The 25,352-nt window shown below is 67.4% G+C and carries 19 protein-coding genes and 7 pseudogenes; 11 read left to right on the forward strand and 15 right to left on the reverse strand.

The annotated features are described in order from the left end of the window. Positions 1-109: 109 nt before the first annotated feature. Positions 110-1,240 (forward strand): annotated as a pseudogene (locus FNV62_RS05710) (IS701 family transposase); the annotation flags it as partial. A gap of 307 nt (positions 1,241-1,547) precedes the next feature. Here FNV62_RS05710 and FNV62_RS05715 read toward each other — a convergent pair. Further along, a pseudogene (locus FNV62_RS05715) lies at positions 1,548-2,783 on the reverse strand (IS701 family transposase). Positions 2,784-2,991: 208 nt separating this feature from the next. Between FNV62_RS05715 and FNV62_RS55355 the strand changes: the two are divergent. Then, positions 2,992-3,315: pseudogene (locus FNV62_RS55355) on the forward strand (type II toxin-antitoxin system PemK/MazF family toxin); the annotation flags it as partial. Positions 3,316-3,333: 18 nt separating this feature from the next. Then, complete coding sequence (locus tag FNV62_RS05725; protein WP_144314774.1) at positions 3,334-3,645, forward strand: hypothetical protein; 312 nt, start codon at positions 3,334-3,336, stop codon at positions 3,643-3,645. Here the strand turns inward: FNV62_RS05725 and FNV62_RS05730 are convergent. Both FNV62_RS05730 and FNV62_RS05735 read right to left on the reverse strand, forming a co-directional pair. Beyond that, a complete protein-coding gene (locus FNV62_RS05730) occupies positions 3,614-4,852 on the reverse strand; it encodes an IS701 family transposase (RefSeq protein ID WP_375336837.1) in 1,239 nt (412 codons plus the stop codon). The genes FNV62_RS05725 and FNV62_RS05730 overlap by 32 nt on opposite strands. A 155-nt stretch (positions 4,853-5,007) precedes the next feature. Then, on the reverse strand, positions 5,008-5,478 hold the full coding sequence (locus FNV62_RS05735) for a DUF4097 family beta strand repeat-containing protein (protein ID WP_225900158.1): 471 nt from the start codon (positions 5,476-5,478) through the stop codon (positions 5,008-5,010). Between the two features lie 750 nt (positions 5,479-6,228). Here FNV62_RS05735 and FNV62_RS05740 point away from each other — a divergent pair. Together FNV62_RS05740 and FNV62_RS05745 are read left to right on the forward strand one after the other, a co-directional pair. After that, positions 6,229-6,441, forward strand: coding sequence for a hypothetical protein (locus FNV62_RS05740; RefSeq protein ID WP_164657605.1), 213 nt, complete (start codon positions 6,229-6,231; stop codon positions 6,439-6,441). Between the two features lie 711 nt (positions 6,442-7,152). Further along, complete coding sequence (locus FNV62_RS05745) at positions 7,153-8,196, forward strand: hypothetical protein (protein ID WP_413083913.1); 1,044 nt, start codon at positions 7,153-7,155, stop codon at positions 8,194-8,196. Positions 8,197-8,257: 61 nt separating this feature from the next. On the opposite strand, the pseudogene FNV62_RS55360 reads toward FNV62_RS05745, so the two are convergent. From FNV62_RS55360 to FNV62_RS05775, 6 genes and pseudogenes are all read right to left on the reverse strand, one after another. Further along, positions 8,258-8,590, reverse strand: a pseudogene (locus tag FNV62_RS55360) (kinase); the annotation flags it as partial. Between the two features lie 417 nt (positions 8,591-9,007). After that, entirely contained in the window at positions 9,008-9,304 is a 297-nt protein-coding gene (locus FNV62_RS05755; protein ID WP_144314777.1) for a hypothetical protein, read from the reverse strand. A gap of 81 nt (positions 9,305-9,385) precedes the next feature. Continuing rightward, positions 9,386-9,676 (reverse strand): annotated as a pseudogene (locus FNV62_RS05760) (integrase core domain-containing protein); the annotation flags it as partial. 4 nt (positions 9,677-9,680) lie between these two features. Further along, positions 9,681-10,880 carry an IS30 family transposase gene (locus tag FNV62_RS05765; protein ID WP_186003052.1) on the reverse strand — a complete coding sequence of 400 codons (1,200 nt, stop codon included), beginning with the start codon at positions 10,878-10,880 and terminating at the stop codon, positions 9,681-9,683. Positions 10,881-11,165: 285 nt separating this feature from the next. Then, positions 11,166-11,834, reverse strand: a pseudogene (locus FNV62_RS05770) (IS3 family transposase); the annotation flags it as partial. 79 nt (positions 11,835-11,913) lie between these two features. Then, a complete protein-coding gene (locus tag FNV62_RS05775) occupies positions 11,914-14,244 on the reverse strand; it encodes an ATP-binding protein (RefSeq protein WP_164657606.1) in 2,331 nt (776 codons plus the stop codon). A gap of 382 nt (positions 14,245-14,626) precedes the next feature. Between FNV62_RS05775 and FNV62_RS05780 the strand changes: the two genes are divergently transcribed. The 3 genes from FNV62_RS05780 to FNV62_RS05790 all read left to right on the forward strand — a co-directional run bounded on the left by FNV62_RS05780 (position 14,627) and on the right by FNV62_RS05790 (position 17,353). Beyond that, a complete protein-coding gene (locus FNV62_RS05780; RefSeq protein WP_144314779.1) occupies positions 14,627-15,139 on the forward strand; it encodes a hypothetical protein in 513 nt (170 codons plus the stop codon). Between the two features lie 359 nt (positions 15,140-15,498). Further along, complete coding sequence (locus tag FNV62_RS05785) at positions 15,499-16,110, forward strand: DUF5317 family protein (protein ID WP_143600189.1); 612 nt, start codon at positions 15,499-15,501, stop codon at positions 16,108-16,110. A gap of 661 nt (positions 16,111-16,771) precedes the next feature. Beyond that, complete coding sequence (locus FNV62_RS05790; RefSeq protein ID WP_164331587.1) at positions 16,772-17,353, forward strand: RICIN domain-containing protein; 582 nt, start codon at positions 16,772-16,774, stop codon at positions 17,351-17,353. 129 nt (positions 17,354-17,482) lie between these two features. Here FNV62_RS05790 and FNV62_RS56980 read toward each other — a convergent pair whose 3' ends face one another. Beyond that, positions 17,483-18,496, reverse strand: a complete 1,014-nt coding sequence (locus FNV62_RS56980; RefSeq protein ID WP_144314780.1) for an Ig-like domain-containing protein — start codon at positions 18,494-18,496, stop codon at positions 17,483-17,485. Continuing rightward, complete coding sequence (locus FNV62_RS05800; protein ID WP_225900160.1) at positions 18,415-19,386, reverse strand: Twin-arginine translocation pathway signal; 972 nt, start codon at positions 19,384-19,386, stop codon at positions 18,415-18,417. Before FNV62_RS05800 ends, FNV62_RS56980 begins: the two co-directional genes overlap by 82 nt. 172 nt (positions 19,387-19,558) lie before the next feature. On the opposite strand from FNV62_RS05800, the pseudogene FNV62_RS05805 reads away from it, so the two are divergent. The 3 genes and pseudogenes from FNV62_RS05805 (at position 19,559) to FNV62_RS05815 (ending at position 21,371) form a co-directional block, all read left to right on the forward strand. Beyond that, positions 19,559-19,867: pseudogene (locus FNV62_RS05805) on the forward strand (DUF6415 family natural product biosynthesis protein). 309 nt (positions 19,868-20,176) lie between these two features. Continuing rightward, positions 20,177-20,398 carry a hypothetical protein gene (locus FNV62_RS05810; RefSeq protein WP_211178871.1) on the forward strand — a complete coding sequence of 74 codons (222 nt, stop codon included), beginning with the start codon at positions 20,177-20,179 and terminating at the stop codon, positions 20,396-20,398. 562 nt (positions 20,399-20,960) lie between these two features. Then, entirely contained in the window at positions 20,961-21,371 is a 411-nt protein-coding gene (locus FNV62_RS05815; protein ID WP_144314781.1) for a hypothetical protein, read from the forward strand. A 115-nt stretch (positions 21,372-21,486) separates the two neighbouring features. On the opposite strand, the gene FNV62_RS05820 is transcribed toward FNV62_RS05815, so the two are convergent. The 4 genes from FNV62_RS05820 to FNV62_RS05835 all read right to left on the reverse strand — a co-directional run bounded on the left by FNV62_RS05820 (position 21,487) and on the right by FNV62_RS05835 (position 25,004). Further along, a complete protein-coding gene (locus FNV62_RS05820) occupies positions 21,487-21,747 on the reverse strand; it encodes a hypothetical protein (RefSeq protein ID WP_144314782.1) in 261 nt (86 codons plus the stop codon). A 103-nt stretch (positions 21,748-21,850) separates the two neighbouring features. After that, positions 21,851-22,570 carry an IS6 family transposase gene (locus tag FNV62_RS05825; RefSeq protein WP_144314783.1) on the reverse strand — a complete coding sequence of 240 codons (720 nt, stop codon included), beginning with the start codon at positions 22,568-22,570 and terminating at the stop codon, positions 21,851-21,853. Between the two features lie 66 nt (positions 22,571-22,636). Beyond that, the gene (locus FNV62_RS05830; protein WP_144314784.1) at positions 22,637-23,026 is read right to left on the reverse strand and encodes a hypothetical protein; all 390 of its coding nucleotides are present in this window, start codon (positions 23,024-23,026) and stop codon (positions 22,637-22,639) included. Between the two features lie 1,279 nt (positions 23,027-24,305). Beyond that, positions 24,306-25,004: a hypothetical protein gene (locus tag FNV62_RS05835; RefSeq protein ID WP_144314785.1), complete on the reverse strand. Its 699-nt coding sequence runs from the start codon at positions 25,002-25,004 to the stop codon at positions 24,306-24,308. Positions 25,005-25,352: the final 348 nt, after the last annotated feature.

A 25,352-nucleotide genomic window follows, 5' to 3' on the forward strand; every position in this document is an offset into this window, starting at 1 on the left:
GTGAGTGTAGAGGGCTGATGGCCGGCCTGTGTTCTCTTTCCCGGGCCGCCCCTCGATCGTGTGCAGCCGCCGCTGATAGTGACAGCGGTCCGGGCAGCCTCCCGGCGTGATCGACGAGCGTGCAGTTGAGATCTGGAACGACGAACTCGAGGAACTGTTCCTGCGTACCGGCCACCGCTTCAGGCGTGTCGAGCCGCGTCGCCGGATGCGTGACTACATCCGTGGACTACTGGGCCCGGTCGGCCGCAAAAACGGCTGGCAGCTGGCCGAATACGCCGGACACCGCACACCCGACCGCCTCCAGCGGCTCCTCAACGGCGCCCGCTGGGACGCCGATGAGCTCCGCGACGACCTCCAGCACTACGTAGCCGAACGGCTCGGCGAGCCCGACGGGATCCTCATCCTCGACGACACCGGCTTCCTCAAGAAAGGCACCACCTCGGCCGGCGTCCAGCGCCAGTACTCCGGCACCGCCGGCCGCACCGAAAACTGCCAGATCGGCGTGTTCGCCGCCTACGCCACCACACACGGACGCGCCCTGGTGGACCGGGAGTTGTACCTGCCCAAGACCTGGACCGACGACCGCGACCGCTGCCGCGCCGCTCACATCCCCAACGAGCGGACTTTCGCCACCAAACCCGACCTGGCCAAGGCCATGGTGCTGCGGGCGATCGCCTCACCGCTGCCGATCGCCTGGGTGACCGCGGACGCCGCCTACGGCCAGGAATGGCGGCTGCGCCACATGCTGGAGGAGACCAGCCTGGGGTATGTACTCGCGGTTCCCAAGTCCCAGCAGGTGCCCCACTTCGGACGCATCGACCACCTCTTCTCCCAAGCACCCGACGAAGCGTGGGAGAGACGTTCGTGCGGTGACGGGGCCAAGGGCCCGCGCGTCTACCACTGGGCCGCCCTGCAGATCACGCCCATCGAGGACTTCGACGACGAGATGCCCACCCACCAGCGGTGGGCACTGGCCCGCCGCAGCATCAACAAGCCCGAAGAGATCGCCTACTACCTCGCCTACGCACCGCTCGGCACCACCATCGAGCACTTGGTCCGCGTCGCCGGGACGCGCTGGGCCATCGAGGAAGCCTTCCAGGCCGCGAAGAACGAATGCGGCCTCGACCAGTACGAAGTCCGCCGCTACACCGGCTGGATGCGGCACATCACCCTGGCCATGCTGGCGCATGCCTTCCTGGCCGTCATGGCCGTCGACGCCGCGGCAAAGGGGCAGCAGAAACGGTTCCTGCCTCGCCCCCTCACCGTGGCAGAAATTCGGCGGCTCCTGGCAACTGGCCACTCATCCATCGCCGTTCACCAGCCCCTCATCAGCGCACGCGCGTTGAGGTGGTCACACTGGCGCAGACGACGCCAAGCCGTCGCCCGCCGCTGTCACTATCAGCGGCGGCTGCACACGATCGAGGGGCGGCCCGGGAAAGAGAACACAGGCCGCCATCAGCCCTCTACACTCACCCAGACCGACCCTGAACAGGGAAAACGTCAAAGTGCTGCTGGAGTACTAGTACTCCAGCCGTAGATCGTGATCTTCATGTCTGATTCGCGGCTTGTCGGCGGTAATGGCTGACCTGGGCTCGGGCCTGGTGGCGGCGGCGCCAGGCGGACCAGCGGAGCCGGTGGGCTGCATCGTGCACGAGCCGGACGATCAGCGTCGTGAACAGTCGCTGGATCTCGTTGCAGGTGAGCGGGATCAGCTCGTCCGGGGCGGGATGGCGGGCGTGTTCGTCGGCGCGGACGACGGCGAGGAAGGCGTGAGCGAGCATGGCGAGGGTGACCCAGCGGGACCAGGAGGTATAGCGGCGAACCTGGTGCTCGTCGAGTGCGGCCAGGCCCTTTCCGGATTGGAAGAACTCCTCCACCCGCCATCTTGATCCAGCGACTCTGACCAGCACGGCCAACGGCACGGACGCGGGCGAGTAGCAGCGGTAGTAGGCGAGTTCACCGGTGCTGCGGTTACGGCGGATCAGCAGCTGACGACTCCCGGGGCGGGGGTCGGCGAGGTCGATGACTGCCCAGTTGTAGAAGCGGTGCCCCTTGGCCCCGGCCCCTGCCGATAGCTTCTGCCAGGCCCGCTTGGGCACCTTCTTGGACAAGATGTCCGCACGGAACTTCCCCGCACCGGTGGTGACTTCGTGCGAGCAGGCCACCGCAAGGACGTAGCCGGTGCCGCGTTCCTCCAGTGCGGTTCGCAGCTTCGGGTTGCCGCCGTAGACCTCGTCCCCGCCACCCAGGCAGCCTGATGGCGGCGTCCAGGAACCGGGCGACCATACGAGTGGCCAGCTCCGGCTTGGTCGCGAAGACGATGTCCTCGTCCAGGCCCGCAGCCCGGCAGCGGTCGGGGTCCAAGGTCCAGGAGCGCGGAACGTAGAGTTCCCGGTCCACGGCGGTGTGGCCGCGCTGACCTGCGTAGACCAGATAGACAGCGACTTGGGAGTTCTCAATCCTGCCAGCGGTGCCGGTGTACTGGCGCTGTACCCCGACCGTGCTGGTGCCCTTCTTCACGTCCCCGGTCTCGTCGACCACCAGTACCGCCCGGTCGTCGTGCAGATGCTCCACCACGTACTCCCGTACGTCATCGCGTACCGCATCGGCATCCCACTTGGCCCGGCCCAACAGGTGCTGCATACCGTCCGGAGTGGTCTCGCCGCCCACTCCGCGATTGTCCAGCAGTTCTTGCGTGGCAGGTCGGCCAATAGACCGAGCACCAACCGCGCCGCCCTGCGCCGGGGTTCGACCCGCGCGAAGCGCCCCGCGATCCGGCCCATCAGACCCTCGAACGCGTCCCGCCAACGGGCGGGTTCTATGCTGTGACCTGCGGCCACCGTCTCTTCGTCAGTCCACACAACTCACGATGATCAACGGTGGCCGCAGCCGTCTTATCGTCGGCCCTGACCAGCCAACATTACGATCTGTGCCTGGGTAGGCGGCGGTCGAAGGGCGACGCAGGCGCACCGTCCCGTATCAGGAGGACATATGCGACGTGGCGAAGTCTGGTGGGCAGATTTCAACGAGCAGCGGGCAGTCGTACTGCTGTCGGGAAGAGGCGTCCGGTTTCTTGGCGATGCAGGTCGTCGCTCCCGCGGGCACCGATCTCAGCGGCGTGGCCGTTGAGGTGGCAGTAGGTGCCCCCCGAAGGACTGCCTCTCGAAGGCGTCCTGAGAGTCGCACTTCCACGTCCCGACCTCATCCCTTGCACTTGGCTGGTCACCCTGGCCAGGGAAGACCCTGACCGGGCAGGCGGGCGTCCTGCCGTCCGCGAAGCTCAGCGAGATCGAGGATGCCCTTCGTCTCGGTGGACTCAAGTAGGCAGAGGGGATGGACGCCGCCGATGGCGCGGCCGGTCTCGTCGAGATGGTCAATGGTGGCCGCGCCATATCAGCGGCGCCCCCACTCCACAAGATCACGATCTACGGCTGGAGTACTAGTACTCCAGCAGCACTGACGTTTTCCCTGTTCAGGGTCGGTCTGGGTGAGTGTAGAGGGCTGATGGCGGCCTGTGTTCTCTTTCCCGGGCCGCCCCTCGATCGTGTGCAGCCGCCGCTGATAGTGACAGCGGCGGGCGACGGCTTGCGTCGTCTGCGCCAGTGTGACCACCTCAACGCGCGTGCGCTGATGAGGGGCTGGTGAACGGCGATGGATGAGTGGCCAGTTGCCAGGAGCCGCCGAATTTCTGCCACGGTGAGGGGCGCGAGGCAGGAACCGTTTCTGCTGCCCCTTTTGCCGCGGCGTCGACGGCCATGACGGCCAGGAAGGCATGCGCCAGCATGGCCAGGGTGATGTGCCGCATCCAGCCGGTGTAGCGGCGGACTTCGTACTGGTCGAGGCCGCATTCGTTCTTCGCGGCCTGGAAGGCTTCCTCGATGGCCCAGCGCGTCCCGGCGACGCGGACCAAGTGCTCGATGGTGGTGCCGAGCGGTGCGTAGGCGAGGTAGTAGGCGATCTCTTCGGGCTTGTTGATGCTGCGGCGGGCCAGTGCCCACCGCTGGTGGGTGGGCATCTCGTCGTCGAAGTCCTCGATGGGCGTGATCTGCAGGGCGGCCCAGTGGTAGACGCGCGGGCCCTTGGCCCCGTCACCGCACGAACGTCTCTCCCACGCTTCGTCGGGTGCTTGGGAGAAGAGGTGGTCGATGCGTCCGAAGTGGGGCACCTGCTGGGACTTGGGAACCGCGAGTACATACCCCAGGCTGGTCTCCTCCAGCATGTGGCGCAGCCGCCATTCCTGGCCGTAGGCGGCGTCCGCGGTCACCCAGGCGATCGGCAGCGGTGAGGCGATCGCCCGCAGCACCATGGCCTTGGCCAGGTCGGGTTTGGTGGCGAAAGTCCGCTCGTTGGGGATGTGAGCGGCGCGGCAGCGGTCGCGGTCGTCGGTCCAGGTCTTGGGCAGGTACAACTCCCGGTCCACCAGGGCGCGTCCGTGTGTGGTGGCGTAGGCGGCGAACACGCCGATCTGGCAGTTTTCGGTGCGGCCGGCGGTGCCGGAGTACTGGCGCTGGACGCCGGCCGAGGTGGTGCCTTTCTTGAGGAAGCCGGTGTCGTCGAGGATGAGGATCCCGTCGGGCTCGCCGAGCCGTTCGGCTACGTAGTGCTGGAGGTCGTCGCGGAGCTCATCGGCGTCCCAGCGGGCGCCGTTGAGGAGCCGCTGGAGGCGGTCGGGTGTGCGGTGTCCGGCGTATTCGGCCAGCTGCCAGCCGTTTTTGCGGCCGACCGGGCCCAGTAGTCCACGGATGTAGTCACGCATCCGGCGACGCGGCTCGACACGCCTGAAGCGGTGGCCGGTACGCAGGAACAGTTCCTCGAGTTCGTCGTTCCAGATCTCAACTGCACGCTCGTCGATCACGCCGGGAGGCTGCCCGGACCGCTGTCACTATCAGCGGCGGCTGCACACGATCGAGGGGCGGCCCGGGAAAGAGAACACAGGCCGGCCATCAGCCCTCTACACTCACCCAGACCGACCCTGAACAGGGAAAACGTCAAAGTGCTGCTGGAGTACTAGGCTGCCGACTTCACAGTCAAGTCACCGCTCGTTGTCGACAGATCCAGGCGGTACGTGCCTGACGGATCGTTCTTGAACGCCACGTTCTTGTCACCGTGGGAGTCGTTCGCCGCGATCTGGTACTTGGCAGGTGGCGTGGTGACCGTGAGGTTGCCGCTGGTCGTGCGAGCCGTGACGTCCTGCGGGGTGGCCGTCTGGATCGTCACCTCGCCGTTCGATGTCTGCGTGTCGATGCCGCCGCCCTTGACGTCCTTGACGTCGACGTCACCGTTGGACGTGCCTCCCGTCACCGGAAGGCCGGCGGGCACTTTGACGATGTAGTCGACGCCGCAGTTCTTGCCGCAGCCGGACAGCACAAGGACGCCGTCCCTGGCGCGGAAGGACGTGCCACTCGGCTTGTCACCGCGGTAGTTGACCTTGCGGTGCACGGAGATCGTGGAGGCGTCGGCCGAAGCGTCTACCTTCACATCTCCGTTCCCGTTGTCGAGACGGATTGAGGTGATTCGCTGAGGCACCTTGGCATCGTCCTCGAAGGTCTTCTGGCTCAGGGCCGAGCACGAGGACAGCCCGCTGACCGTGAGAGCAGCCAGAGTCACCGCTGTGAGAATGCGCGTCTGCGGGCGTTTCATGAAAGTCCCCCGTGTGAAGCGAGTTGAATCGGTGATCAGTCGCCGCGATCCTACGCAGCCGCTTTGCCGCCGCCACTGGGGAAAACCCCCCAATGCCAGGACTGGGCCGTCCTTTGCCGCGCGCAGCGCCCTGGCCAGTCTCCGACGCAGTCCGCACAGTGAAGCGGCGACGCCGAGAAGGTAGCCCGACGGATGAGGCTGATCGTTGACAGCTACGAGTTGTCCGACCGGCAACGTCTCGTGTCCACGATCTTGTGGTGGCAGGACCGGTGCTGGCGGAGCATCGAGACCCAGGCCGATGCGGGTGACCTCGCCATGGCCCGGCTCCGTGACGCAGGGGCAGTGAGGCAAGTTCAATCGGCCTATCAGTGGGTTTCCGATCATCGAGATGCATTGGAACGCTCAGTGCAGTGAGCCTCCGCCAACTTGACGGCACTGACAATCCGGCAGACCGCACACCAGCCAAGCAAACACGCGCTTTCCACCAGCAGCCCCCGGCCGTGGCGTCTGCAAGGCGGCGGGGTCGTCGGTCAGCTCTTCCTGTCCCTGATCCTTTTCCGTTCTGCGTGGTAGCGCCGCCTGGCCGCCGTGAACAGCCATGCGAAGCCCATCTCGTATATCTCTGGTCGCAACACCCACCGGCGCAGTGCCGGCGGACAGCAGGCAGTAGCGATGCGGCCGCACAAGCGGATCACCGAGGACGCCATTCGCGAGATCGAGGCCGAACGCGACGAGTTGCTCGTTCAACTCTCCCCACACAGCAGCGTCGGCTTGTGCGATGGTTCGCCGTCAGCGCCATGAAACAGGGCACTACCGGGGTCTCCGTGAACACCAACAACCGGCTGATCACCGCGCAACCGAACCTCAAGGAGCACCACTACAGATGACGTCCGCCGCCATTGCCCGCCACGAGACCGTTAACGCGCTGTGCGTCGGACAGCATTCTGAAACGATCAGTTCGGCGCCGTGATCACGCCAGTCGCAGAGAGATTGAAACCTGCACCGGGCACTCGCCCAACTCCGCCAAGAGCTACAGCACCGCGACCCCGACTCGCCTTCAACAACGGCAGCCGGCACCGCGAACCCACCTACCGGCCACCAGCCGCGATCCCTGCGCCGGACGCACTGCATCCCTTCTGAACACGGACACGGGGGTAGTAATGCCACCCGCACGACGGTCCGTTCGCTCCAGGCCGGTGGAGCAAGAGGCGGCGCAGGACCGGTCGCGGGCCCAGCGCTTGAGATCGCCGACGCGGCAGAGGAGTTCGGCCGGGCAACTTGTCTGCCAGACGTCGCGCGTGGCCCCGTCATCGCGCGCGAGAACACACCCGAGGCGCCGATCCCCTCGCCGTCCCCTGGCCGGCCTGCCCCACCCACCAACCTGGACCTGTCCGCCGACAACCAACAGCGCCATTCCATCGTCTTTTGGTACGACAAAGGCTGGGGGCGAGGATGAACTGGTCCAGGCTCATAGGCGTCACGGCGGCTGGTCTCGCGCTGTGCGGGTGCGCCATGTCGGCGTGTACACCCGGAGCGAGGCAGAGTCCGGGCGTGTCCGCGACCAGGGCGGACAAGACCCCGGACAACGCCGCGAGCACGTCTACCGCCACGCACCGCAAGCCCGTGCTGATCCTGAACGGCCAGCTCGACGCCCGCCCTGGGGAACTGGTCGACATACGAATCGACGGCATCAGCCGCACCCAGGGACGCGACGGGGTGACCGCCGACTCGCGCGCGTTCGCTGCACCCGCACGGATGCGATGGCAGGACGGGGTCTACTGGACCGTGGCGGCCCTCGCGATGACGGACAAGCCCGGCTGGTACCCGCTGTCGGTCACCGTCGCAGGCCACACGGTGGCTCGCGACAAGGTTCAGGTCGTGCGCTCCCAGAGCCCGTCGTTCACCGTGCTGGCGTCGTCGAGGGTGGCCCGCCCCGGGGAGTCGGTGTCGCTGCACTTCGACGACCTGTACCCAGGTGAGCGGGGCACCGATTTCACCGTACGGTCCGTAGCTCTGCCCAGGCCCGTGCGTCTCGTCCACGACACCACATACGACTTCTACAACCCTCGGGCCTTTTCCGCCCAGCCGGAGCTCAAACCCGGCCTTGCGGATGGCACCTACACCTTCGAGCTGTACGGTCCGCACGGCCACCCCCTCACCGCAAGGGGCCTGACGGTCCGAGCGTCCCGTCCAGGCGAACCCGACTACCTCGGCACAGCGTACGGCCCCGACTTCTACGACCCAAGCACCGGCGGCCCCGACAGCGGTCACGGACACGACTTCAAGGTCCGCGCCGGAGGGCGGGTCTCGGTCGTGTGGCACGACAAGGAACCGGATGCGGGCGAGGACACACGGCTGACCGCCACCTCACCCGCGTTCACCCACGTACTTCACCTCAACCGCGACTCCAGCAAGAGCGCCGACGGCGACGACCCCCGCTACTTCAACACGGCCACCGTCCGTACAGACATCAAGCCGGGCCGCTACCCCGTGACGATTGTCGCCCACCACGGCCGCGTGAAGAAGATCGGCTACTTGATGGTGACGACCCGGTAGGTTGCAAGCTTGAGGCCGAGGGCATCGGGTGGAGGCTGCGCACGTGAGGACTCACTGTCCTGGCGTGCCGGGCAACGGTTTCCGCGAAAGGCACATCCAGGTAATAGCCGTGGGTCGGGCCGCAGTGGTCGGCGCACAGTTGGGCGAGCATGTCGCCATAACGGTCGGCGTACACGATGCCGTCGACAACGACGTGGTATCCGGCGTCCAGGGCATAGCCGGCCGTCAGTCCGATCAGGCCGATGTTGGCCACTCCTGGCCGGTCGCGCTCGCGCAGCACGGTGCGACGGAGGTTGTCCTGGCCGACCAGGGCGAGGCCGCGGCCGAACTTCTCGCGCAGGCCGGCCGCGACGGACGACTTCCCCGAGGCGCTGTTGCCGCGCAGCACGACCAGCCGGGGTTACCAATATCTCCGGTGCCCACCATCACGGCGGCCACGCTACCGACGGCCAGTGACACCGCCTGGGGCGTTTCGTTGAAGCCGGACCGTCACACCACACGACCATCAGTTGCTGGGTGAGGGGGCGGATCCGGGCGTCGTCATTCCCTGCGGTCGGCCAGCCGAATGCGTCGGATCGCTCGGCGAGCGTGAGCCGGGGCCTCTGACACGGGAACAATCCGCACCCGACCGGCCGCGTGTTACGGCTGGCGAGGACCACGGCCGCCGTGCGTGGCCGACTTGAGCGAGTTGGCAGCGTCGGGCGGCGAAGGGGCCCTGGTCTGCGTCGCAAAGAGCTGGCCCAGCATGGCTTCCAGCGCCTTCCATCCTGGCCCAGGCTGCGTGGTGCTTCGCACCCGTCGTCGGGGCCGCCTACGACGGGTGCAGCGCGGCGACTGCACCAGTCGACGTGCCGGGGCGACGCCGGGCGTGGCGGCGGACCGGGCCCGCGCTCCCGGCCCGGGCCTTGAGGAGCCGCCGTAGGTCGGTCAGCAGCCGCTCGTGGAAAGCGGCGGGAGCCGCGGCTCCGAGAGCCGTCCGCAACCGCTCGATGTACTGCATCTGGTTGCGGATCCAGGGAACCTTCGCGGGCGAGCTGCCGCTCGAACTCTGCCTCGGGGTCGCCAGCGGCGGTGACATGCCTCCACCGGTGGAGTACTGGCTTGCCATGACGCTGGCCCACGCTGCCGACGGTCGTCCTGTGGTGGATGTAGACAACGGGGGCTTCCCCAAGATTGTGGACACCGGTTGTCATGCGGCGGTGGCCAGCGTAGTTGATCGCTGTTCGTAGGTGATGGGGCTGATCTGGCCGAGGCGCGAGTGCCGTCGGCGGGTGTCGTAGCGGGTCGCCCATCGGAAGACCGCGAGGCGTGCCTCACTGGCCCCGTTCCATCGCTTGCGGCCCTGGAGCGTCTCGCGCTTCATGGTCGCGTTCAGACTTTCCGCGGCGGCGTTGTCCGCGCTTGTGCCGACCGCGCCGCGCGATCTGGTCACGCCCAGCTCCGAGCAGACCTGGGCGAACTCCTTCGACACATATTGGGCGAGTTCAACCAGTCGTTGCAACACCGGGCTGTTGCAGCGAGCGTAGCTGTTCTTCGAAGACCTCGGCCGGCGTCCGCCAACCCAGGACTTTGCGCGGCCGGTTGTTGATCGCCATGGCGACGGCTTCGAGGTCCGTGGACGACCACCGGGACAGATCGGTGCCCTTCGGGAAGTACTGACGCAACAGCCCGTTCGTGTTCTCGTTCGTCGGTCGTTGCCAGGGCGAGTGGGGATCGGCGAAGAACACCTTCGTCCCGGTATCGAGGGCGAACTGGGCGTGGCCGGAGAGTTCCTTTCCGCGGTCCCAGGTGAGGGTTTTGCGTAGCTGCTCGGGCAGCTGCGTCATCGACGTCCTGAGCGCCGCGTTCATCGCGATCGCGCCATAGCCCCCGAGCGAGGTGCCGTTCTTCACGGGCGGATTCTCGCCCCAGCCCTCGAGCCGGGGCAGGTGCACCAGGAGCGTGGAGCGGCTGCTGCGCTCGACCAGCGTGCCGATCGCGGAGCGACCCGTCCCGATGATCAAATCTCCTTCCCAGTGTCCGGGGACCGCGCGGTCTGCGGCCTCGGCGGGGCGTTCACTGAGGATGACGTCCGCGGTGACATGCCCCTGCGGTTTGTTCTGCGACCGTGCACGGGGAGTCCGCAGCGCCCGGCCGGTGCGCAGGCACGTGACCAGTTCCCGCTTGAGCGCGCCACGGCCCTCGATGAACAGCGCCTGGTAGATCGCTTCGTGGCTGATGCGCATGGACTCATCATCGGGGAAGTCGACAGGGAGACGGTGCGAGATCTGCTCCGGGCTCCATGCCGTCGCCCATCGTCTGTCCTGCCGGTGCGGCTTGTTCAGCCCTTTCCATGCGAGCGTCCTGGGTCCGGGGACGATCGTGTTGTCGGGGCGGCGGACGCCGCCGGCGAGCCGGTCCTGCACGTACTCACGCAACCTGTCGTTGCCTGTGAGTTTCGCGGTCTTCGGGCGCTTGGCGGCCTGCTGTGCTTTCCACTGGGCGACCGTCGCGCGGTACTCCTGCTTGCCGCTGCGCGTGGCGGCGTTGCGGCGCAGTTCGCGAGAGATCGTTCCGGGGTCACGCCCCAGGGCGCGGGCGATCTCGCGCACGCCCTTGTTCATCGCCCTGAGGATCGCGATCTCCTCGCGCTCCTCGAACGCGAGGTACCGGCCCGTGGGCTCGGCCAACGAGATCGGAGGCATGCCGCCAGCGTGACGAAACCACCTCGCACCCACCGGCCACGACACGCCGACCGCCAACGACGCCTCCACCGTCGTGACCCCCGTGGCGATCAGTCGCCAGAACTGGCGCTGCACGACTCGAGACGGATCAGGCCGCCCCGGCGAACGCATCGCCGGCCGCAACGCACGATCAGCGCGCCACTGCCGACGCCGACCCTCCGGAACATCGCTGGTCTTCAAACTCCAGTCCGCCGTGGCCACGTCGCACACCTCCGAGATCAAAGTGTTGCGACGACCAGTTGAATCCACCTTGCGCCCCGTTGTCGCTGTGGAAGATCGCCCCGCGCAGTCCGTCGGCACCCCGGGCTCTCGCGGCGGCCTTGAGCGCGTCGGTTATCAGCTCGGCGCGCATGTGGTCGGCGATCGACCAGCCCGCCAGGCGTTTCGAGCACAGATCCAACACCGGTGCCAGATATAGGAATTGGCCGTTGCCGATGGGGAGATAGGTTATGTCGCCCACGTACTTGGTGTTCGGCTCCTGGGCGGTGAAGTCTCGCTGGAGCAGGTCTGGCACCGGTGTCGCTGACGGCTCGGGAATAGTGGTGCGGACCTTCTTGCGCAGGTGCAGCCCGACGATGTGGAACTTGCGCATGACGCGCTCGACGCGCTTGTGATTGCCCCTCCGACCGGAGTCCCTCAGCTCGGCGGTGACGCGCGGGACCCCGTAGGTACCGTCCGATTCCTGATGGATCTGGGCGATGCGTTCGGCGAGCTCGGCGTCCGCCCGGGCCCGGCTGGCTCGCGCGTCCGCGCCGGCCAGCCATCGGTAGAAGCCGGAACGCGAGAGCGTGAGTATCCGGCACAGCCGCTTGACGCCGAAGGCGCCACGGTGATCCTCGACGAACTGGAAGCGGCTGCTCACCAGCTGGTCTCCGCCGCAAAATACTTCGCGGCCCTCCGCAGGATCTCCCGCTCGAGCACGATCCAATGATCAGGGTGTCCACGCTCAAGGGGAAACGCCCAAGGGAAGTTACGCCGAAGTCCGTACAACCCGTCAGCTGCTCTTGTCCTGGTGCCTGTCCAGGCGGGCACGGACTGCGTCGGCGTCGCGGTGCTGAAGGTCGTCCAGGATGTCGAGGCTTGCCCTCCAGGAGCGGCGGGCTGCGAGGGTGTCGCCGAGCGCGAGATAGGTGTCGCCGATGTGGGTGTGGATCTCGGCCTGGAGGAAGTAGTCGCCGATCGCCTGACGCAGCTGTAGGGACTCGAGGTACGCGGGGAGCGCCTCGTGGTACTCGCCCAGGTGATGGTGGATGAAGCCGATGCTGTCCAGGGTGGACGACTGGGCGGGCAGGTTTCCGCAGGCGCGGGACAGTTCCAGCGCCCGGCGACAGTACGGGAGCGCTTTCCGGGGTTCACCGCGGAGGGTGAGGTACCAGCCGATGCTGTTGAGGGCGGTGGCTTGTCCGGAGGGGTCGTCGACAGCCTCGAACAGCTCCAGCGCCAAGCGTGCCTCGGCGATGGCCTCAACGTAGGCGTGTTCCTCGCCGTAGGCGATGGCGATGTCAATCTGGGTCCTGCCCTGGCGCGTGCGGTCGCCGACCTGGCCGAAGAGGTCGAAGGCGCGCCGCAGTTCGATATGGGCTTCGGGCTGGCGGCCCTGGGAGCGGTGTACCTGGCCGAGCCAGCGGTGGGCATGCGCCTGCCGGTCGAGTTCCCCGGTTCGCTCGGCAGCGGCCAGCGCTAATTCGCTGATCTGCTGCCACTGCTGCCACAGTCCCGACTTGAGCAGGTAGGAGACCTGCGTTCCGGCGAGCTGCCAGGCGTGATTGTCGAACCCCTCCTGCCGGGCCCGGGCGACGGTCTGGTCGAGCACCGTCTGCTCGTCCCGGTACCAGCTCAGGGCCTGCTGACGGTCGGTCAGGACCTCGGGCGTCACCCCGACGGCCCGTTTCGCGAGGTCCAAAGGCGGCCAGGAGGCTTCGTCCGCGTAGGCGAGGGAACCCGCCCGGTACGCGGTGTGGAGATAGTGGTCGAGCATCCGCAGCGTCGACTCCGACTGCACGCCGGTGGAGTCGTGCGCGTCGATCTGCTCGATGGCGTACGCGCGCAGCAGGTCGTGGAAGCTGTACCGCTCACGGCCCTGCCTGGTGACCAGATGGGCGCGGTGGAGGTCGTCCAGGAGGGTGCGGGTCCGGGGCAGCGGCAGACCCGCGAGGCTAGCCGCCGCGGCGGCACTGATATCCGGCCCGGGGTGCAGACCGAGCAGCCGGAACAGCCGGGCGGCCTCCGGGGCCAGGGCGCGGTAGGACCAGGAGAGCACGGCCCGGACATCGGCGTAGCCGTCGCCGGCTGCGAGCAGGTCCAGACGGGCGCGGGTGTCGCGCAGCTCGTCCGCCCAGACGCTCAACGGGATGCCGGGGTGGTCGCCGGCGCGTGCGGCAGCGATGTTCAGGGCCAGCGGCAGCCGGGCGCACAGCTCGATCAGCTCGTCGGCCGCGTCCGGATGGCCCAGGACGGGCTCGGGGCCAAGCCGACGCCAGAGCAACTCGCGCGCCTCCTCACGGGAGAGCACGTCAAGGGGGAGCGGAACGGCGCCGTCCAGGGCGATCAGGCCGGAGAGCCGGTTTCTGCTGGTGACGAGCACGAGGCAGCGGTCCGAGCCCGGCAGCAGCGGGCGCACCTGCTCCGCCTCGCGGGCGTTGTCGAGAACGATCAGGGTACGGGTGCCGGCCAGTCGGCTGCGGTAGAGCGCGAGTTGTCCCTCCGAGTCGGGTGGGATGCGAGGGGCCGGTACGCCGAGGGCGTCCAGGAAGCCGCGCGCCACGCCGGCGGCGTCGACCGGGGCGGCAGCGGGGTCGAAGCCGCGCAGGTTAGCGAAGAGCTGGCCGTCGGGGAAGCGGTGGGCCACGCGGTGCGCGAAGTGCAGGGCCAACGAGGTCTTGCCCACCCCGGCGGTGCCGGCGATCGCCGAGATCACGACCGTGCCGCAACCGGGCATCTGATCGCCCAGCAGCGCGTCGAGCTCTTTGAGCTCGCGGGCGCGCCCGGTGAAGTGCCGTATCGCTGCCGGCAGTTGCTGCGGCACGGCCGACTCCGCAGGGACAGCCAGGTCGGGCACGCCAGCCGACGGCATAGCGCGCAACGCCTCGCGGGCCTGAGCAATGTGCTGCCACCGCGCCCGCCATTGCGCCTCCTCCGCCGGTGTCACGCCGCAGGCGCGGACGAGAGCGAGGCAGACCTCCAACCGCGGGAGTTCACGGCGACGCGGGTTGAGTGCGTCGGACAAAGTGCTGCGCGCGATGCCGCTGCGCCGCTGCAGTTCCTGCAGGGACGGCTGACCCGCCCGCACCTTCAGCGCCCGCAGGTCGTGAATGTAGCCGGCCACACTTTCCGCCGGCTCACACGCTCCTGGGCCTGGCTGTGCCTCCGTCATGCCGTTCCCCCTGTAAGACCCGCTGCCCAGCCGGGGCAACCGGATCCGTCCGGACCTGACCGAGAACATTGTCGCGCGGGTGTCAACATCCGCAGACTCATACAGACGAAGAGACCTCCGGCACAGCGCCGGAGACTGACGGGGAGGGAACGGACCTTGAAGATGAGCCACATAGCCCGCGCCGGCCTCGTCGCCGCCGCGGTGCTCACTGGCATCGGGGTCGGCACCGGCACCGGCACCGGCACCGGCACCGGCACCGGCACCGGCACGCAATGACGACCACCGAAGATTGTCACCGGCTGTCACATGGCGGCCTGGGGAAATGGGGGATTCTGTGAAGAAGATCAGCCGGATAGCGCGCGCGGCCGTGGTGGGGACGCTGGCGCTGGGCGGCGTCGTGGCAGGCACGAGCAACGCTTCGGCGGCGACCAGCAACTGGGGCTGCCGCTCCGAACACACCCAAGACGGCAGCTTCGCCTACGAGGGCTACGGTATCCACCTGGACTCCTGCATCGAGGACCAGTTGGGCAACAACGGGCGTGGCTTCTACGCCCGCATTGCTGTCACGCTCGACCCTGGCAGCGGCCCCGACCACCCGGCCGTCTTCCCATGCGCGCAGTTGTGGAAGTCGGACGGCCGCGGTGGCTGGTCCTATGTGCACGACTACCACTGCATGGGCTGGTACGGGCCTGGCACCAACGACGCCATCTGGATCAGCGACGACGGTCAGAACTACAACCCTGACACTGGCGGCGCGTACGTGGTGCGGGTGGGCTTCTGGGCCACTATCAACGGCAAGTACGGCTATTACGGCGACGTGGAGTCGCCGGTCGCCTCGGTGTGGTGACCGCGGAGGGCTTGTAACGGGATAGACGAGGGTTCCCTGGTATGCGCCCTGCCGGGAACCCTCGTGCGTCACGACGATCGCGGAAGGAGGCACCCATGCCACGGATCCAGACTGGCGTATTCCTCTTTCACCGGTGGCCTGTGCGTCATTCAAACGTTTATCGATAACTGCCATTCTTGCCGCAGGTTGGTGCACCGGCCGCGCTTCCAAGCCGATCCCCACTTGAGTACGCCGAAAGGATCAGGCATGCCCAGTTGGACTGGAGGAGTCGCGCCCAGGAACGCTTGGATCCTGCGGCGCCAGAATGCAGTGAGGCGGGGGACGAGCGTGGAGGGGCGCGTCACCTGCGGGGTGGGGCCATGAGCGCCACCGCGCTGATCCTGTTCGGAGGACCGGTTGCCGTCGGAACGGCTGCGGGGTATCTCAGCGGTGGCCGGCTGAGCAGGCTGCCGGGCGTGCGGCTGCGATGGATGCGGCTGCTGTGGCTCGCAGCCGCCGTGCAGGTCGCGCAGCTCGCTACCACCAGCCTTCCCGACGCTGCCGAACGCCACCTCAGGGCACCGCTGCTTGCGTCGGCCTTCGCCCTTGCCCTCCTCTGGCTGTGCGTCAACGCTCGAGACAGGACCTGGCCGTTGAAGACGGGGGTGGGACTGGCACTCACGGGTGCCGTCCTCAACGCTCTGCCGATCGCCGTCAACGGCCGGATGCCCTACAGCCTCTCCGCGGCGGCCGTCGCCGGGCTGCGCGCCGGGTCCCAGACTGCCAAAAACGTGCCAGCCGGGCGCAGCACCCGTCTGCTCGCCCTGGGCGACACCATCCCCCTTCCGCCTCTCCACGCCGTCGTCAGTATCGGCGACGTGCTCCTGGCCATCGCCGCGGCCCTGCTCGTCGCAACCGCCATGCACCACCCAGCCAACGCCGCTCAAGAAAGGAACCAGCCATGTCCCACACCCACACCTGGCAGCGCCTGACGCTGACCGCGTTCACCCTGGCCTCGGTCACCATCCTCCTCTACACCCTCGGCGCCCCCGGCTGGGGCGGCGGCTGACTGATCCACCGGCGGACACACTCCGACACCACCGACTCAAGGAGTCTTCAATGCTTCGAGTCATCCCTTGGCAGCGCCTGACGCTGACCGCGTTCACCCTGGCCTCGGTCACCGTCCTCCTCTACACCCTCGGCGCCCCCACCTGGACCGGCGGCTGACTGATCCACCGGCGGACACACTCCGACACCACCGACTCAAGGAGTCTTCAATGCTTCGAGTCATCCCTTGGCAGCGCCTGACGCTGACCGCGTTCACCCTGGCCTCGGTCACCGTCCTCCTCTACACCCTCGGCGCCCCCAACTGGGGCGGCGGCTGACTGATCCGCCGCCTCACCGGCACGAACACCTCCACCTGGCGCGAAGCGGCGGTGAGCGCGTGAAAATCCGCCGGGCCGGGTGTGCGGGGTTGTCCGGAGTCGTACGGGAAACGGGACTCCACCAGATCAACTCGTCAGCCTGGTCCTGCCGCTTCGCGCAGGACCGGGCCGAACGGCACTCACGAGGGAAGCGACAGGACTGACCCTTCCATGCGTGAATGGGGTGAACGCCATGCGGAAAGTCACCATGCGGGCTATCCAAGGTGCTGTGGCTGCCGGGCTCGCTCTCGGCGGCGTTGCCGTAGCGACCGGTACGGCGGCCGCGGGGGTCGGGGTCAACACCGACCACTGGCAGGTCGAGCACGACTACTGGATCGGCCCGAACGACAACACCAACCGATGCGTGGACGACTCGATCGACCCGAATAGCAAAGACGGCAATCTCCTGCGTGGCTTCCCCTGCTACCAGAACAGCTACAGCGGGGGCTGGCAGAAGTGGCACGTGATCTCCGTGGACCCCAACGGCTACGCCCAGCTCAAGAACATGAGCACTGGGCTGTGCCTGGACGACTCAAACGGCGGGCCGAACGGGACCGAGCTGCTCCGCGGCTACTCCTGCAATGGGGGTAGTTACGACGGCGGCTGGCAGAAGTGGAAGATCGTCAACCGCAATACGGGCACCAGCCCGTCCTACTACCAGCAGGTGCTCCAGAACGCGAACACCGGCCGCTGCCTGGACGACTCCGACGCCGGTAACGGCGGCTCCGACCTGCTGCGCGGCTACCCCTGCAACGGCGGGTCGCAGGACGGCGGCTGGCAGGGCTGGTACATCTACGACATGGGCGCCTGACCGGCGCCGAGCGTGACATGGCGCCCCGTACGGCTCCCGGCCGGGACAAGAGCCCCGGTGCGGCACCACATCCGGCCAGGCCCTGGTGGGCCTGGCCGGATGTGGTGCGGTGGTGCTAGGGACCAGGTCTCAGAGTGCCGCGCACTGGCCTGTGCGGCTTCCCGTCACCGTGTTGGGCGTGCCGCGGTTGGTCGGTGGCGGGACGTTGCCCGCACAGGCCAGCGAGCCGCCGATGGTGTTGCCCACGATCCCGGCGCTGCTGTCCGCCGGGAACGGCCCGGTGCCTGTCGTGCCGCTCACCTGGACCGAGCCGCCAATGTTATTGGCGACGAGCTCGGCGCCGGCATGGTTGTTGGTCAGCTGCACGCTGCCGGTGGTGATGCGGTTGCCGGGGCAGTGGTCGTCACCCGGGTCACCGATGAGGACAAAGCCCGTGGCGCCGTTGACCTGCACCGACCCAATGACGGAGCTGTCGCAGATGCTGAACAGGGTGCCGTTCGAGGACTGGACGCTGCCTCCGATGGTCGAGTTGCTGATGAACAGTGCACCGCCTGGGACACCGTTCACCCAGCCTCGCACCGTGGCGTCAATGATGCAGGTGCTCTCACGGGTCGCGAAGACGGCGCCGTTGACCTGGCCGGTGATGGTGCGGGTGCAGGAGACCGTCTGGGTGAAGGTCTCGGTACCGGCTGGCAGGTAGTTGCCGTCGCCGCCGTAGTCGGCCGTGATGGTGTGCGTGCCGGGCAGCAGGTTTGGCGAAGTGACTTGGACCTGGCTGCAGTTGGCTCCACCCCCCGGGACCAGGGTCGGTGTGCCGAGCACGGTGCTGCCGTCCTTGATGGTGACGGTTCCCGTCGGCGGTGAGCTCGGGGAGGTGCTGTCGGGACCCGGACAGACGGTGTCGGTGAAGGTCACCGCGTGGCCGAACGCGGACGACGTCGCGCTGGAGGTGAGTGTTGTGACCACAGGCGCTTTGTTGACCTGTTGGGTCAGGGAGGCCGTAGCCGTCTTGAAGTTGGAGTTTCCGCTGTAGGTGGCGTCCACCGTGTGCGATCCCGGGCTCAGCGTGGAGATCGCACTGGATGTCGCCTCGCCGGTGGTCGTGTTGGCCGCGACCGAGCCGCCCAGGGCGTCGCCGTCCACCTGCGGCCGAGGAGCCCGTCGGCCTGGTCGATGAGCTGGTCCACCGCGTCACGGTCTCCGGTGAGGCTGGCGCCGTGGGCCTGCTGCTGAAGGGCCATGATCCGAACCTTCGGCACAAGCCGGCCGGAGTCCTCGATCGCGGCCTCACACAGGTCGATGACCGCGGGCCCGTCCCCCAAGTCGGTGCGCACCTGGGCTTGGTTCACGAGGGAGTAGCCGACGAGGTGCGGGTCCCTCGAGCGCATCGCGATCTCCTGAGTGACGCCACGCCAAAAGCTCGCCCCGTCCATGTCGCCCGCGTCCTGGTACAACCAGCCGGTCAAGGCGGCGTAGGCCGCTCCAACGCGGAGCAGGCCGCGGCGGGTCTCGCCCTTCGCGGAGCGGACCAGCTTGTCGATCAGCTGGTACTGCGCCGAGACGGTGCCGATCAGGTCGTGGGGGCCGAGGTACATGTCCGCCCGGTAGTGGCCCTCCAGCTGCTGCTGGAAGTAGCCGATCAGGGCGGGGTCGACATGCTGGGGTGCGACGGGGCCGGCGACGAGCGCGGCGGCGGTGACGGTGACGGACACGAAAGCACGGCGTTTCACATCGGCCTCTTCATGATGCTCGGGGCGGATCCACCCCGGCGGCGTGGTGAATCCCAGGTCTTCGGGCCACCGGCCGAGCGCGTCGTGCAGGACGATCGCGGTCTCCTCCGACGGCCAGCCGGGGCGCTCCCCTTCCCATCGGCGCCAGGTGCGCGCCGACACGGCGAACTGGTGGTCGTCGAGGAGCCGTTGCCCGTGCTCGGTCAGCTCGAGCGCGGCCTGCCCGATCGTGCGCCAGCCGGCACGGAGCCGTGCGGCTCTCAGCGCGTCGTTGTGGCCCATGCGCCCAGTCTGGGGTGTCATCGCGCTCTCTCCCGGCCGTGGCCGCTACGTGGCCGCACGTGGCCACGCCGCGACCTATCCGCGTCTCACCGTGCACATTCATCATCGCGTTGTGGCTATCGGACGTACACAGAACGCGACAGACGGCGCCGCTACGGCAGACCCGGACCAGGCGCCTCCGGATCTTGCAACCATGCGCTCCGCTGTGCGCCGCCTGCTCGCCGAGGACGCCCAACTGCCCAGCCTTGAGGAGCTGGAGACGCTCACGCTGCAGCTGCGCGGACACATCGCACTACTCATCCCGGTAGTCGAGGCGACAGCCGGCCGCCTGCCGAAGGACGACGTGCCCCGCTACTGAGCTTTGGCGTGCGTCGGGGAGGCCCGCGGGAAGCTGAGCCAGCAGGCGCGCCCGGGGACGGGCGGCAGTGCCGCGCATGCCCGCAGACTCGCCCGCGTCCTCAACGCCCTGGTCGACCACCACGAGAACCTCAGCGCCAGCTGACCCAGCCCCCCGCCCGTCCCGTACCCCCGCATGCAGGGGACGGGCGGGGCTGCGCACCACGACACTGCCGGAGGACTGAGCGATGAACTGTCCGAACTGTGGGGCCGGGTCCTACCAGGACAACCGAGGCCGATGGATCTGCTCCAACCATTGCGGCTGGGAGACCGGGATCTTCCCGGGATTAGGAGGCAGCTATGACCTGTCCGAACTGTGGCGCGGCAACCTCGCAGGGGCCGAGCGGAGGCTGGCCGTGTGGTAACTGCGGATGGCAGAGCGGGTGCGCGCCTGCCCCGCGGGTAGTCTCGCCGCATGAAGCAGGAATGGCCACCGGAAGCCGTGCCGCCCACTGACACGGCCGCAGCGCAGGGCGGCTCCGAGATCACGACAACGGGATGCCGTGACTGCGGTGCAGAGGTACACGGCCTGAACGGGCGCTACGCCTGCGGGCTCTGCGGCTGGGTCAATCACTGGTCGCAGGGGGACACGGAACTGCCGGGAGCCGAAGACGACCCGGACTACCCCCACCGCTGACCTACAGACGGGCTCCGGCCGGACCATCCCCGGCCGGGGCCGCTCCATGTCCGACGGGCTGCAGATCGGCCGCGGCTGCGATCCGTGCGCGCCATCCCTGATGTGCCACATGCGTGCCAACATGCCACGTATTCGCAGTTCAGAGCAGGGACAACCGCAGCCCTTATGCAGTTAGACCCCTGGGCTTCGGTCTGGGCGAAACGCCTCTGGGAAGGGTCACGCCCAGATCGTGACCCCGCGGGCGCTTGAGACGGACAGGCTGTCTGTCACAGACCTTCGCCCGGAAGGTCTGTCATTTGCGAGGTTCTCCGTGACGTGGCACCCGCCCCCTTAGCGCGGGCGGTTGACGCCGAGCCGAACTCGGCGGCAGCCGTGGGCGTATCCCCACGTCGTCGAGAGCCGCCCAAAAAATGATGAATTATGGGGCAACGACGCCCCCTCATTCACCCTCTGACAGGTTGCGATCGGTGAGCTGATACAGCGGCAGCGGGCCGTGGAACAGGTTCGTGCCCTCCGTCTTCTCACTGTCGCCGAGCAGGGGACTATCCGAAGGGGGAGACACGTGATGGGCTTTCTCAACCGACGTGCTGCGCGTGCGGCCGTCGTTACGGCAGCCGATATAGCGGCACTCGGGCTGAGCGCGGTGACGGCCTCCGCGAAGATCAGTTACGACTTCACGGTGAGCCCGCACACCGTGAAGGCCGGCGCGCGTGTCCACGTGAAGGGGTACGCCATGAACGACAGCGACCTGTTTCAGAAGTTCTGTGTGCAGCAGCGACAGGGCACCGGATCCTGGCACACGGTGAAGTGCGCTCACGGAGCAGTCTTCGACGGCGGCTCGGTCAACACATGGGTGCAGGCGAAGCACCGTGGCACGCTACAGTTCCGCGGCGCGCTCTACGAGACGGACTGGAACTCGCACAAGCTCCGCCTGCAATTTGTCACGCCGACCGAGACCGTCAGGGTGCGCTGACCGCGAGGCCGCACCAGAGGGTGCCGGGGCCTATCGGCCGGCCCCGGCGAATCCCGGGCACCCTCTCGGCGGGACGGCCACACGGCATCTCGGCACTGCGGCGCCTGGCCCTGAATCACTCGGAGGGCCGCGGACCCATCCGGCGAGCCATCCGCGCGGCCGCCTCCGGGGTCACCAGCACCACCCTGCGGCGGAAGACGCCTTTCACTACGAAGAAGCCGGAGAACTTTCCATACGGGCCGAGCTCCCGGCACTCGTACAAGCCGTTGCCAGGGAGCGGCCATCCGTAAGGCTGCTCGCGGCTGCGGTTGAGGAACGTGCGCGCGTACACGTACTTCTCGTTCGTGCCGCGGACCTTGGCCACCCAGCCGGTCATGGACTCACAGACGAGACGCTGCGGCGGGCGTTGTCACGTTGTTGGGTGCGTGACTGTCTGATGGTGCGTCGAGGTGTGGTGGGCTCACGGTCCGGGCCTGTGTTCAGGCCGTGGTGGGCCGGCTGGCAGTGCCGGTGATCTGGTCCCAGATGGCGAAGCGGATGGTCATCTCGGCTCGGTGGTCGAAGGCTGTCATCAGGTGGCGGTGGGGTCGGAAGTGGGGTGAGATGCCGCTGAACGCGGACAGGAACTGCTGGGCCGCGCCGACGGAGCGGAAGCCTTTCATCGCGCGTTCACGCTGCCTGGTGGGCTGGTGGCTGTTCTCGGCCCGGTTGTTCAGTCCCTTGTGGGAGCGGTGCTCGACGGAGGGCATGACTTCGCGGTGAGCGGCGCCGTAGGAACGCAGCTTGTCCGTGATGATCACCCTCGGCACCGCCCGGGTCTTCTTCATCAGCCTGCGGAAGAAGCGTCGGGCCGCGGCTTTGTTGCGGCGGTTCTGGACGAGGATGTCGAGGACGTTGCCGTCCTGGTCGACAGCCCGCCACAGGTAGTTCAGCTCCCCGTTGATCCTGACGAACACCTCGTCCAGGTGCCACTTGTCTCCGGGCCGGGGCCGGCGGCGGCGCAGTCCGTTCGCGTAGGCCTGGCCGAACTTGGCGCACCAGCGGCGCACTGTCTCGTAGGAGATGATGACGCCGCGCTGGAGCATCAGCTCCTCGACCTCGCGGAAACTGAGCGGAAAGCGGAAGTACAGCCACACACAGTGCGAGATCACCTCGACCGGGTACCGGTGCCCCCTGTACGACGGCGACGCACTCCCCACCGACAACCCCTCCCAGCGTGATCAACCAGAAGATCATCCCAGCCGGTCAGCCAACGCGACAGCGCCCTACTGGTTCTTGCCCAGGCAGAGCACCACGTTGGCGCGGCCGGTCTCGGTGTACCAGGCCACCACACCGGGAACGCTCTTGCACTGGTCACCGTTGCCGGTGTCCTCCCGCAGGACCTTGTACGCGGCCTTGGGGTCCTTGCAATCGATCACGTGCACATCCGGGTTGTCGTCCGTACCGCTCACCTGGACGCAGTCACCGGCGTTGGCGGTAGAGGGGTCACCGGTCACCTCGTCGTAGATCATCCAGATCACGAGAGCGATCAGCCCGATACCCAAGCGGATCAACAGCTTCTTGAGGGCGCGGGCGCCCTTCTTGGGCGGTTGCGGCACCGGAGCCTGCGGCAGTACGGAGTAGGCAGGATCTTGGTAGGCGGGCGGTGTTGTCACTGGTTCCTCGAAGGTCAGCCGCAGTGGGCAGGGGTGAGGGCGAACATATTAGCGATCACGTAATGAAGGTCACCGCGTGAAGACGGAACGAGACTGCCGGGTATTCATATCGTGATCAAGACCTACCGTTCCTCAGCAGTGAGCAGAAGTGGGTCTTGAACCCATGCCTGGTCACTGCGGGCATCCCGAATGGTGTTGGATGTCCCGGCCGCCCACTTTCGCGCCGTATCCCCGTGACACGGATCGTGTCCGTGTCACGGGGATACGGGGGCCAGTGTCCTCAGGTGCCCGGTCCGGCCTGATCGCTCCGGTCGTGCGGGGGCGTGCCGTCCGCCGCCGGACATACCGCAGATGAGCTTGCGGAACTTCTTGCGGTGGCCGTGCCTCTCCCGGGTCGTGTCCGCCGTGAGTCCAAATCCTCGACGGCGATCGCCAGGTTGTGCCGCTTCGCCCAGTGCAGGAGCCGGATCAGTGCGTGCCGCATCTGGGCGTCACGGTGGTGTGCGGTGCCGGACAGGTCATAGCCGAATGTCTGTCGTCGCGGGCCAACCAGTACTACGTTTGCCCGTCGCGCACACTCGAACCGCGCGGCGTCATCCGCGGCTACGCCGCGGTGGTCGACCCCGAGGCCGAGGGTCGGCGGGCTACGACTGCTGGGAGCCGACAACATCACCAAGACCACCCGAGCGATCCGGGACGCACCCGAACACGCCGTCTGGATCTGGGGCCTCACCGACAGCCCGCCCCTACTAGGAACTTGAAACCGCCCTGCGATGAGCCGCCGTCCGGTGAGGCGCCGGGCAGCACCGGAATGATGGCCAGCGGCTCCCTATGAACTCAACACGCTGGACTTGACAGGGAACAGATCTTGTCCATGCAGAGCCTGGTCGTCAGCCGGCCTCCACAGCCGCCCAGCCACACCCCGCACCAGAAGGTGCGGCCCAGATGGGCACCGCGGAACAGCTCCAGCCCGGGCACGTCCATGGGCAGTTCAAATGGATCCTCGGAATCGGCATTGTCGAGTACCGCTGTCTGCACACGGCGTGAATCCCTGACCATCGGGCCTCCGGCTCAGAACCCCTACATGGCCTCGAGCGAGATTACGGGCAGCCACTGACAGCGGGCCAGGCCAAGAACACCGAGCGAGAAACCAGTTCGACGTCGGTCACTGCAGTACCCGATCATGCGCTTATGCCGCTGAGAGACGCTCTTGCCCGAACCGATGCAGACCTGGCGCGGCCCCGGCAGTCAGCGAGCCGGGTGTATCTGCTGAAAGAGCTCATTGAGTCCCTCTCGGTTCGCCGACCGGGGGCGGTGTGTCCTCGGGATCCGGTTCCGGGGAATCGTCCGCAGAAGCCTGGCTGTGCCGAAGCCTCCGTACAGCACCGGTGATCAACGACCACGTTCCCCACACGGCCCCCACACCGGTCGTGAAGCCGACGAAGACACCCCAGCCGGTGCGCAACCAGTCCCAGACAACCGTGAAGAACCCGCGAGGCTCAGCCTTGGCGCGCGCCTCAAGAGGGATCGTCGTCTCGCGCAGGACGGTATCCGAGTTCTGGAGGTACGTGGTCACGGTGATACTCAGGGGCAGGGGTCCGGCGGTGCGCGGTGTGATCCACCAGATCCACTGGGCACGATCCTCCTTCGTCAGGACCGGCTGCCGCACCGATGAATCCGAGCTGCAGACTGCATCGCCATGACAGCGGAGCCGTACACTCACGATCGCCCCGACGTCCACGCTGGAGTGTCCATGTGCGTTGGTCGAGTTACGCCAGCCACCGGAGACCGTGATGTGAAAGGGAGTCTGCTGCCCGGCCTCCAAGTGCATGCGGCGCGGGTCGTCGTATGCAAGGTCGCCCTGAAACAGGGACTTACGAGCTTTGTCCAGCGCCTGAACATAGACATGCTGCGGGGAAGCCTCGCTGCCGCCCGTGCCGCCGCTGCCCGTGCCGCAACCGGCCGCGAGCATCAGCAAGAGAACGAACCGAAGGACCAACGCAGACCTGGCTGATGTTCCGGGTAACGCGGACCGCCCTCGCCCGCTCCGCTCGCCCGTCATGATCCCCCTTCCGCGTCCAGCATCTCGCGCACAGACAGCCACGAAAAAGGGCAAATCAAGAAAAGCGCCGTCTGCTCCCGGGAGAACTCCGCCGTCAGGTCGTTCAAGGCATCCGTCTTTCCATCAGGTCACCATCCGCACCACTCTCAAGAGCCCAAGGCAACACGGACCAGGGCCCCTTACACAACGCGTTTCGCCTCGGGAGCCCCGTGTGTTGCGCACACCGTCCCCGTCACCCGGTCAGTGGCAACGCTGAAAGACCTC

This window comes from Streptomyces sp. RLB3-17, assembly GCF_007113425.2.
Lineage (GTDB): Bacteria > Actinomycetota > Actinomycetes > Streptomycetales > Streptomycetaceae > Streptomyces > Streptomyces mirabilis_D.

What these genes read in the sequence shown, in the direction of transcription:
- FNV62_RS05725 (WP_144314774.1), top strand. Translation starts at nt 3,334, where the DNA reads ATGGACGCCGCCGATGGCGCGGCCGGTCTCGTCGAGATGGTCAATGGT.
- FNV62_RS05745 (WP_413083913.1), top strand. Translation starts at nt 7,153, where the DNA reads ATGTCGGCGTGTACACCCGGAGCGAGGCAGAGTCCGGGCGTGTCCGCG.
- FNV62_RS05755 (WP_144314777.1), bottom strand. Translation starts at nt 9,304, where the DNA reads ATGGCAAGCCAGTACTCCACCGGTGGAGGCATGTCACCGCCGCTGGCG.
- FNV62_RS05765 (WP_186003052.1), bottom strand. Translation starts at nt 10,880, where the DNA reads ATGCCTCCGATCTCGTTGGCCGAGCCCACGGGCCGGTACCTCGCGTTC.
- FNV62_RS05785 (WP_143600189.1), top strand. Translation starts at nt 15,499, where the DNA reads ATGAGCGCCACCGCGCTGATCCTGTTCGGAGGACCGGTTGCCGTCGGA.
- FNV62_RS05800 (WP_225900160.1), bottom strand. Translation starts at nt 19,386, where the DNA reads ATGACACCCCAGACTGGGCGCATGGGCCACAACGACGCGCTGAGAGCC.
- FNV62_RS05810 (WP_211178871.1), top strand. Translation starts at nt 20,177, where the DNA reads ATGAAGCAGGAATGGCCACCGGAAGCCGTGCCGCCCACTGACACGGCC.
- FNV62_RS05820 (WP_144314782.1), bottom strand. Translation starts at nt 21,747, where the DNA reads ATGACCGGCTGGGTGGCCAAGGTCCGCGGCACGAACGAGAAGTACGTG.